Origin of the sequence: Xenorhabdus bharatensis, assembly GCF_037996705.1 — a bacterium.
Classification (GTDB): domain Bacteria; phylum Pseudomonadota; class Gammaproteobacteria; order Enterobacterales; family Enterobacteriaceae; genus Xenorhabdus; species Xenorhabdus bharatensis.
In genome coordinates this window covers 140,628-149,008 of the sequence record NZ_JBBMXG010000012.1, presented here as the reverse complement: position 1 = coordinate 149,008, position 8,381 = coordinate 140,628, and the positions used below count along the sequence as shown (strand labels likewise).

Sequence of the window (8,381 nt, the reverse complement as noted above, 5' to 3'; positions counted from 1 at the left end):
GACTCTCAATTAGAACATTCTCGTCACCGAAGTATAACCGGTTTTTTGTTAACGATTTTAACGGGATTGGTTGCTTACTGCCTTAAAGAGAAAAAGCCATCACTGAAAATTTTCTACTCAGAAGAAGATATTTCAGCAATAGCTTAAGCGGAATTGGGGTTAACTATTTTTCAGCGTGATAATCCTCAGATGAGAGAGCAAACATTGCAAATAACAGCGATTAATATAGGGGTAAGTAAAGTTAAGGCAGTTGATACAAATATTGATTTCTGTCCTAATTTTGCTCAGGGTGTTGCTGAGGATTGCTTTCCACATTTAACAATTAATATCGTGCCTAAAATATCGATCCCCACTGATCTTACTGCTGAGCAACGAGCAATGCTGATGGTGTTGTTGGCGGAGACGTCATCTCCTGAGTCTAAAAAATTCAAATACAGTGAAAAAGAAGCAAAAGATACGATGCAGTATATGCATGATGTTTTATTAAACAGAGTAAGGTCTCCTAAATCTCAATACCTTGGTGTACCTAAACATGGAAATAAATTGATTGGTCTTATTTCAGCACCAAAAACAATCGAGGGCTTTCAGCAATATCCCAATATCAACGATGATATACAAAGAAGAATTAATAGGATGGTGATTGTTGCTAATGATGGAACCCAAGAGCACTTTTTAGCTTATCGTCGATTAATTACACATGCTATCAATGTAGCAAAAAGTAATAGCATTTCGAATACAGAAGTTATTGCGTGGAGAACACAAAATAGTGGTTCACCTGGCTCTAATTTTATTAAATTATTTTCATTGCAAGGCCAAGATTTTTATAAACTTTCTGATAATTACCTTAAATAAGAGATATTTATATGAAATATTTTATTGGATTATGTATGGTTCTGTTTTCATCAATTTCTCTTTCACAGAAAGATAATCTAGACTTCAACGCCTGGGAAAAAACAGGTAATTGGGGAATTTATGACTCAAAACCAAATAATTATTTTAATCCATTAAAAATAAAAGAATACAGCGATGGTTACTTACCTTCATTTAGTTATCTTATTAATTTATTTAATTTTCGGAATGTAAACAATAAATATTGTTTAATAGGCTATAAATGGAATAAAACAAAAAATAGTAAAGAACGAGAAAGAGTTGTTATTTTTTGGGAAAATGCCAATTATTTAATTGACTGGGATTTACCTGATGGTGACGATGATAATAGATATAAGGCAATTATATTTAGCAAGCCATTTATTAAAATGGATAGATCTGTTTTTCCTTACAAAGAAACAGAAGGGGCACAGGCTTGGTGGGCAAAAGAAGGCGTTATCCAGATGATGGAAGATTGTGAGTTACATGGTCAAAAAATAACGATAAAACCTTCTGAGATAATAGATATTAAAGATTAGTTATCTATCTCGAAGATTGTGATGGAAATTTTTTAGTTAAGTTAAATATAAAGTGAGTGAAAATGAGATGGTTATTTAGTTTTATAATGATTCTATTTTCTTTCCCTATTTTTTCTGAACAGAAGGAAGAATTAAATTTTAAGGATTGGGAAAATAAGGGAAGCTGGGGGATCTATAATGAAAAGCCAGATAGTTATTTTAATCCTTTAAAAATAAAAGATTATAAAGAGGGATATTTGCCTTCATTCAGTTACCTTATTAATAAATTCGGATTTAATAGTGTAAATAATACGTACTGTGTAATAGGTTATAAGTGGAATAAAAAAGAAGATGATGAAGAATTCACAAGAGTTATTGTTTTCTGGAAGAATGCTAATTACTTAATTGATTGGGATCTACCTGATGGTGATACTGAGCATAGATATAAAGCCATTATCTTCAGTAAACCCTTCATTGATATGACTGAATCAGTTGTTCCTTATAAAGAAGCCGAAGGAGCACAAGCTTTATATGCTAAAGAAGGCGTTATTCAATTACTGGAAGATTGCGAGTTACATGGTCAAAAAATAACGATAAAACCTTCTGAGGTGGTTGATATTAAATAGTATTGAGGCTGCTCGCAGCCAGCGAGCAGTAGGAACCATTTTACAATTGATTCTTAGGCATAAAATCGTCACTAAATACCATCCGCTTACGCCCCGGTTCTATTTCAGTCAACGGTTCTACCTGCCTCAATGTATTTTTACAACGTGTTACCAGATCCTGATATTCCCGAGTACTGATCCGCTTCCATTCCAGTTCCTGCTCAGTCAGGGTACGCAGAGCGCGGGCGGGGGTGCCGATGATCAGTTGATTGGCTGCAAAAATCGCTTCTGCCTTGATAAAGGCCATTGCTCCCACGATGCAGTTTTCACCAATTTCTGCACCATCCATCACAACTGAATTCATGCCAACCAAAACATTACGCCGGATTTGGCATCCATGCAGTATCGCACCATGCCCGATATGACCGTTTTCTTCAACGACCGTGTCCTGTTGAGGATAACCGTGCATGACGCAATTATCCTGAATATTCGAACCATCCATCACCACCAGCCGACCGAAATCACCACGCAGGCTGGCATTCGGGCCGATATAAACCTGCTTGCCAATAATGACGTCACCGACCAAAACAGCGGTAGGGTGAACATAACTACTGGGGTCAATAACCGGGGTTAAACCATCAAGTTGATATACAGGCATAAGTATTTCCTCAAACAATTGTCAGGCGTTACTAAGAGCCGCTGTGCAATCCTCCAAAACGACGATAGTAGGCAGCAGCAGGTTGGGGCAATTTACCTATGGTGGTTTCACATTGTTCACCAATGTATCGTGTTGCGGCAGGGCCAATGCGCTGGTAGATGTTGATGCATAAGTTCCGGGCGATTTGGCCTTCCCACTGTGTAGGCAACAGAGCATCAGGCAGCAATGGGTCACGCAGTACGACACGGCGGTAAAAGTGGATCAGCAGAAGGCGTAACTGGAAACAGCGCTCCGGGGTCAGTTCGTCTGCATGACAGTCTTGCAAGAGTTTCATCAAGGGCCGGAATGTGATGATAAATTCATGATAGTGCTGAGCAACCTGATCCAGCGACCAACTGGCTGATACCCGTTCTTTCAGGCTCTGTTCGGAGCGGGGATAAGGATAATCTGCCCGGAAGTAGATCACGGAATCACTGGCGTTGAGTTCTCCGAGCAGAGCCGGAATATCACTTTGTGAACTGCTGGGGGCTGCCATTAATGTGCTGTTGAGTTGACTAAACCCAAACCAATTCAGCTCTTTTTTCAGGCGGGTACGTTCCTCTTTGCTGGTTTCTTCCAACAGCAATAAATCCCATTTGCCGTCCCATGCCGGTTGTTCGCTGAGATAAATTTTACTCTCTGCATGGCGGAATTGGTTCATGCCCCGCTCAGTGATGCGGTAGTAACTGCGACGACCTATTTTCTCTACCTCCAGCCAGTCTTCTTTTTGTAAACGAAAGACAGATGTCCGGACAAAACGGTCACTGAATCCCAGCGGTTCCAGTAGAAGGCTGAGACTGCCCAGCCAGACTTCACCTCCCCGATGGCTGAGTGCATCGCCATACAGGGAAATGATCAGCGATGTTCCGCTAATCGTTTGGGCATCAAGGGCATGTCGAATAAAATCGTCGAGTTTGTGTGTCATATTTTGTTATTGTCTAAACGCAAATGAGTCATGACAGTAGCATAATCAGGTGTCCCAGTCGTTATTGTATTGTTTGAATATTATTTCTGCTGACGGTGGTCAAGAACCCGAACCGCTTTGCCTTCCGAGCGCGGAATATCCCCACAGTTGACGATACTGACTTCGGTGCTGATCCCTATCATGGCCTTGATGTGATGGCGTAATTGGTGACAGATATCGCAGCGTTGCTGGATACTCAGTTGCGCCGGATCTTTCAGTTCGACCTTGACGGATAGGCTGTCATAATTCCCAACGCGGTCCACTTCCAGTTGATAATGTGGCGACAATTCGCTGAAACGCGTGATCTGTTCTTCTACCTGTGATGGAAAGACATTGATGCCACGGATGATAAGCATGTCGTCAGAGCGTCCGGTGATCCTGTCCATGCGCCGCATATTGCGGGCGGTTCCCGGTAACAGACGTGTCAGGTCGCGGGTACGGTAGCGGATCATCGGCATGGCTTCTTTGGTGAGTGTGGTAAAAACCAGTTCACCATTCTCGCCGTCCGGTAATACATTCAGGTTGTCAGGATCGATCACTTCCGGATAAAAATGGTCTTCCCAAATAGTGGAACCATCGGCATATTCCAGTGATTCCATGGCGACACCCGGCCCCATGATTTCTGACAAACCATAAATATCCAGCGCTTTGATGCCCATACGAGTTTCAATTTCATGCCGCAGCCCTTCCGTCCACGGCTCAGCCCCGAAAATACCGACCCGCAGAGAGCATTGTCTGGCATCGCCTCCCATTTGTCGTTCCAATATATCTAATAATGTCAGGCAGTAAGAGGGCGTCATCATAATGACATCGGGTTTAAAGTCGCAGATCAACTGTGCCTGTTTTTCTGTCTGCCCGCCAGACATCGGGATCACGGCTGCCCCCAGACGCTCAGCGCCGTAATGTGCTCCCAGACCGCCGGTGAACAGGCCGTAACCGTAAGCGACATGTATTTTGTCTTTAGCTGTTGCTCCGGCAAAACGCAGGCTACGGGCAACCAGATCAGCCCAGTTGTCGATATCCTGCTGGGTATAACCAACAACGGTCGGACGCCCTGTTGTGCCGGATGAAGCATGGATACGCACGATTTTTTCCATCGGAACGGCAAAGGTATCAAACGGGTAGTTATCTCTCAGATCCTGTTTGGTGGTGAAAGGAAATTTAGCGATGTCCTCAAGCTGCCGGAAATCATTGGGGTGAATACCAATCGCATCAAATTTACGGCGATACATTGGCACGTTGTTATAGGCATGATGCAATGTCCATTTCATCTGCTTAAACTGTCGCGCCTGAATTTCATCGCGTGAAGCAAATTCAACAGAATCGAGACTGGCTTCGGGATGTGGAGTGAAGCTTGAGTTGAGGTGCTGTACGTTGTTGCTCATAATTCCCGCCCTTTTTGTTGGTTTAACTGTATCAGGCTGTTTTTATTGTTATATGCAGGTGTTGGTTATGAAATACGTTCAATAATCATGGCAATTCCCTGCCCAACGCCGATGCACATAGTGCATAAGGCATAGCGTCCGGCTCGCCGTTCTAATTCAAGCGTTGCTGTCAGTGCAAGCCGGGCACCACTCATTCCCAGCGGATGCCCCAGTGCTATCGCACCGCCATTCGGGTTCACATGTTCTGCATCATCCGGTAATCCCCATTGGCGTATCACTGCCAGTGACTGAGCTGCGAAGGCTTCGTTCAGTTCGATTACATCCATCTGATGCAGACTCAGCCCGGTGAGTGACAGTACTTTATCCGTGGCTGACAGTGGCCCAATCCCCATGATGCGTGGTTCAACACCGCTGGTGGCGGTTGCCACAATACGCGCTTTAGGTATCAGCCCGTGTTTTAATGCTGCGGCTTCTGACGCGATAATCAGGGCGGCGGCTCCGTCATTGACGCCGGAAGCATTACCGGCAGTGACGGTGCCTTCAGTCCGGAAGGGTGTTTTCAGCTTTTGTAACTGTGCTAATGTCGTGTCAGGTCGGGGATGTTCATCCTGTGAAATAAGCGTGTCTTGCCCTTTTTTCCGGTGGTCAGGCAGAGTAACAGGGATGATCTCTTCAGCCAGAATGCCTTGCTGCTGCGCTGTAGCGGTACGTTGCTGGCTGCGCAGCGCAAAAGCATCCTGAGCATCCCGGCTGATTTTAAATAGGGCCGCAACGTTTTCTGCGGTTTCCGGCATTGAATCTGTACCAAATTGTTTCTGTATCAGCGGATTAATGAAACGCCAGCCAATTGTGGTATCAAATATCTGGGCCTGACGGCTGAAAGCCGTGTCTGCTTTGCCCATCACTAATGGGGCACGGGTCATGGATTCCACGCCACCAGCCAGTACCAGTTGAGCTTCACCTGCTTTGATACTGCGGGCCGCAAAAGCCAGAGCATCCAGACCGGAACCACACAACCGGTTGAGTGTTGTGCCGGGGACAGAATGTGGCAAACCAGCCAGCAGTGTCGCCATGCGAGCGACATTACGGTTATCTTCACCTGCCTGATTTGCACAACCGAGAATAACATCATCAATCGCTTGCCAGTCGAGTCCGGGATAACGAGCCAGTAATGCTCGTAGCGGCAAAGCGGCCAGATCATCAGGGCGTAGGCTGGCGAGGGCTCCACCATAACGGCCGATAGGTGTACGCACTCCGCCACAAATAAATGCATGGGTCATGATTTTTCTTTCCTGACTATTTTAGTTGGAGTCGTTGCTTTGGCGGGTTCTTCTACAACAGAATGACCCAGACGGTGGGAGTGACCACGGAAAAAGGCCACAGTTTTGCCATTCTGATTGGTAATTTTGACATCATATAACCCGTTAGTTTTGCCCTGATGCTGCACTGACGCGTTAGCTGTAAGCCGGTCGCCATTAAAAACCGGATGGATGAAATCGATATTACAGCCGGAAGCGACAGCCGCAAGTCCTTCGCTGTTACAGGCATAGGCAAATGCGGTATCTGCCAGACTGAATATAATGCCACCATGACAGGTCTTATGGCCGTTAAGCATGGTAGGTACAATGGTCATGCTTAACTGAGCGATCCCGATGTCGATATAGTCAATCTGCATTCCCATATGATTAGCGCAGGCATCTTTGGTATACATACTCTCAATACAGTTTCGGGCAAGTTGCTTCGGGGAAATATTCGTTTTATTAGGCATGATTTTTCTTCTTATGTTGATATTCATGTTGCCGGAGAGATAGGGACTGTAATGTGACATGGCCCGCCGCCAGCTGACGAAGCAGGGGAGACGGACGATAACGGGTTTCCCCGTAGAACTGCTGTAAGTTTTCCAGTGTATTGAAAATATGCTGCCAGCCGAGCTGAGTTCCCCATGCCAGTGGCCCGATGGGATAATTCACACCACGGCACATTGCCAGATCGATATCTTCGGCGCTGGCAATGCCTTTATTAAGCGCATCCAGCGCTTCGTTGCACAGCATTGCCACCGTCCGCATCGTCAGCATGGCCGGATAATCCGGCAGTAAAATGACCTGTTTGCCGAGGGAATGGAGAAAACGGGCGACTTTTGCCGTTTGTTGTTGAGTGTTCTGGCAGGCGGCACTGATTGTGATTATCGGAGCAGCATGATGGTTGGCAGACAGATCAAACTGTACAACCGGAGCCTGAATTTCATCAGCCAATTGTGAGCTGGTTTTTCCGGTTGCCAGCATAAATAGAACATCATCAATCTGTAATGCAGGTGAAGATAATGGGATAGTGCTTTTTTTCTCGCAGGATATCCCGTTTTCCTGCAACTTTTCCTGCAACATAGCGACAAAATGAGGCAGAGTAGACCAGTTCCCGATGGCATTTATTTGCTCTGGTGTGACTGATTCTGCGGCTTGTATTTCTTCAATCGCAGGAAATAATTGCAGTTTTTTATCCGCACTATTTTTTTCTGCATTATTGGTGTCGGAATAGGCATAAAACCCACGGCCACTTTTGCGCCCCAGATGATTGGCTTCCACCAGTTCTTTTTGTCGTAATGATGGCTGAAAGCGGGGATCACCGTAGAACGCGTGAAACAGGGATTCAGTAACGGCGTAATTGACGTCATGTCCGATTAAATCAGTCAGTTGTAATGGCCCCATAGCAAAGCCGCCGGCATCTTTTATGACGGCATCCAGTGTCGCCGGAGATGCAACCTGCTCTTCCAGTGCGCGCAGGGCTTCGGCGTAAAAAGGCCGCGCAATGCGGTTGACGATAAAACCGGGTGTGGAGCGGCAAATGACTGGCTGTTTTTGCCAGTTGAGCATGAGACGTTTAAGTATTGCGATGATGTGTGGGCAGGTTTCCAGCCCTTGCACAATTTCCACTAGTTTCATTAGCGGGGCAGGGTTGAAAAAATGCAGCCCGGCCATGCGTTGAGGTTTACTCAGGACACGGGCAATAGCCGTAATCGACAGCGATGAGGTATTACTGGCAAAGATGGTTTGTTCTGAACACAGAGATTCCAGCTGGTGGAATAGTTTTTGTTTGGCTTCCAGCTGTTCAATAATCGCTTCAATCACCAGTATAGAGGGAGCCAGCGCCTGTAATGAGTCAACCAGAGTGATGCGTTGCAACAGCGCCTGAGTTTTATCTGCATCGGCTTTACCTGCTGTGACACGCTGATGCAGGCGGGTGTGGAGTTTATCCAGCGCCCGTTGTGCGGCTTCACCATTAGCGTCAAATAGCAGGACGGAATGTCCTGCTAGCGCTGCAACCTGAGCAATGCCGATACCCATCGTTCCC

9 protein-coding genes and 1 pseudogene are annotated in these 8,381 nt (G+C 45.7%); 4 read left to right on the top strand and 6 right to left on the bottom strand.

Annotation, left to right across the window (positions count from 1 at the left end):
• The 4 genes and pseudogenes from AAC855_RS13230 to AAC855_RS13215 form a co-directional block, all read left to right on the top strand.
• Positions 1-147, top strand: a pseudogene (locus AAC855_RS13230) (IS982 family transposase); the annotation flags it as partial.
• A gap of 42 nt (positions 148-189) precedes the next feature.
• Positions 190-852, top strand: a complete 663-nt coding sequence (locus AAC855_RS13225; protein WP_340610191.1) for a hypothetical protein — start codon at positions 190-192, stop codon at positions 850-852.
• Between the two features lie 11 nt (positions 853-863).
• Positions 864-1,406: a hypothetical protein gene (locus AAC855_RS13220; protein WP_340610190.1), complete on the top strand. Its 543-nt coding sequence runs from the start codon at positions 864-866 to the stop codon at positions 1,404-1,406.
• A gap of 62 nt (positions 1,407-1,468) precedes the next feature.
• A complete protein-coding gene (locus AAC855_RS13215) occupies positions 1,469-2,011 on the top strand; it encodes a hypothetical protein (RefSeq protein ID WP_340610188.1) in 543 nt (180 codons plus the stop codon).
• A gap of 40 nt (positions 2,012-2,051) precedes the next feature.
• Here AAC855_RS13215 and paaY read toward each other — a convergent pair whose 3' ends face one another.
• The 6 genes from paaY to AAC855_RS13185 form a co-directional block, all read right to left on the bottom strand.
• Positions 2,052-2,648 carry a phenylacetic acid degradation protein PaaY gene (gene paaY / locus AAC855_RS13210; protein ID WP_340610186.1) on the bottom strand — a complete coding sequence of 199 codons (597 nt, stop codon included), beginning with the start codon at positions 2,646-2,648 and terminating at the stop codon, positions 2,052-2,054.
• Positions 2,649-2,679: 31 nt separating this feature from the next.
• Positions 2,680-3,612 (bottom strand): phenylacetic acid degradation operon negative regulatory protein PaaX, encoded by a 933-nt coding sequence (gene paaX / locus AAC855_RS13205; protein ID WP_340610184.1) that lies wholly within the window; start codon positions 3,610-3,612, stop codon positions 2,680-2,682.
• An 80-nt stretch (positions 3,613-3,692) separates the two neighbouring features.
• Positions 3,693-5,036, bottom strand: a complete 1,344-nt coding sequence (gene paaK / locus AAC855_RS13200) for a phenylacetate--CoA ligase PaaK (protein ID WP_340610182.1) — start codon at positions 5,034-5,036, stop codon at positions 3,693-3,695.
• Between the two features lie 65 nt (positions 5,037-5,101).
• Positions 5,102-6,316 carry a 3-oxoadipyl-CoA thiolase gene (pcaF, locus tag AAC855_RS13195; protein WP_340610180.1) on the bottom strand — a complete coding sequence of 405 codons (1,215 nt, stop codon included), beginning with the start codon at positions 6,314-6,316 and terminating at the stop codon, positions 5,102-5,104.
• On the bottom strand, positions 6,313-6,804 hold the full coding sequence (paaI, locus tag AAC855_RS13190) for a hydroxyphenylacetyl-CoA thioesterase PaaI (RefSeq protein WP_340610178.1): 492 nt from the start codon (positions 6,802-6,804) through the stop codon (positions 6,313-6,315). Before paaI ends, pcaF begins: the two co-directional genes overlap by 4 nt.
• Positions 6,797-8,374, bottom strand: a complete 1,578-nt coding sequence (locus tag AAC855_RS13185) for a 3-hydroxyacyl-CoA dehydrogenase (protein ID WP_422824385.1) — start codon at positions 8,372-8,374, stop codon at positions 6,797-6,799. The genes paaI and AAC855_RS13185 overlap by 8 nt, the downstream gene beginning before the upstream one ends.
• Positions 8,375-8,381 lie beyond the last annotated feature (7 nt).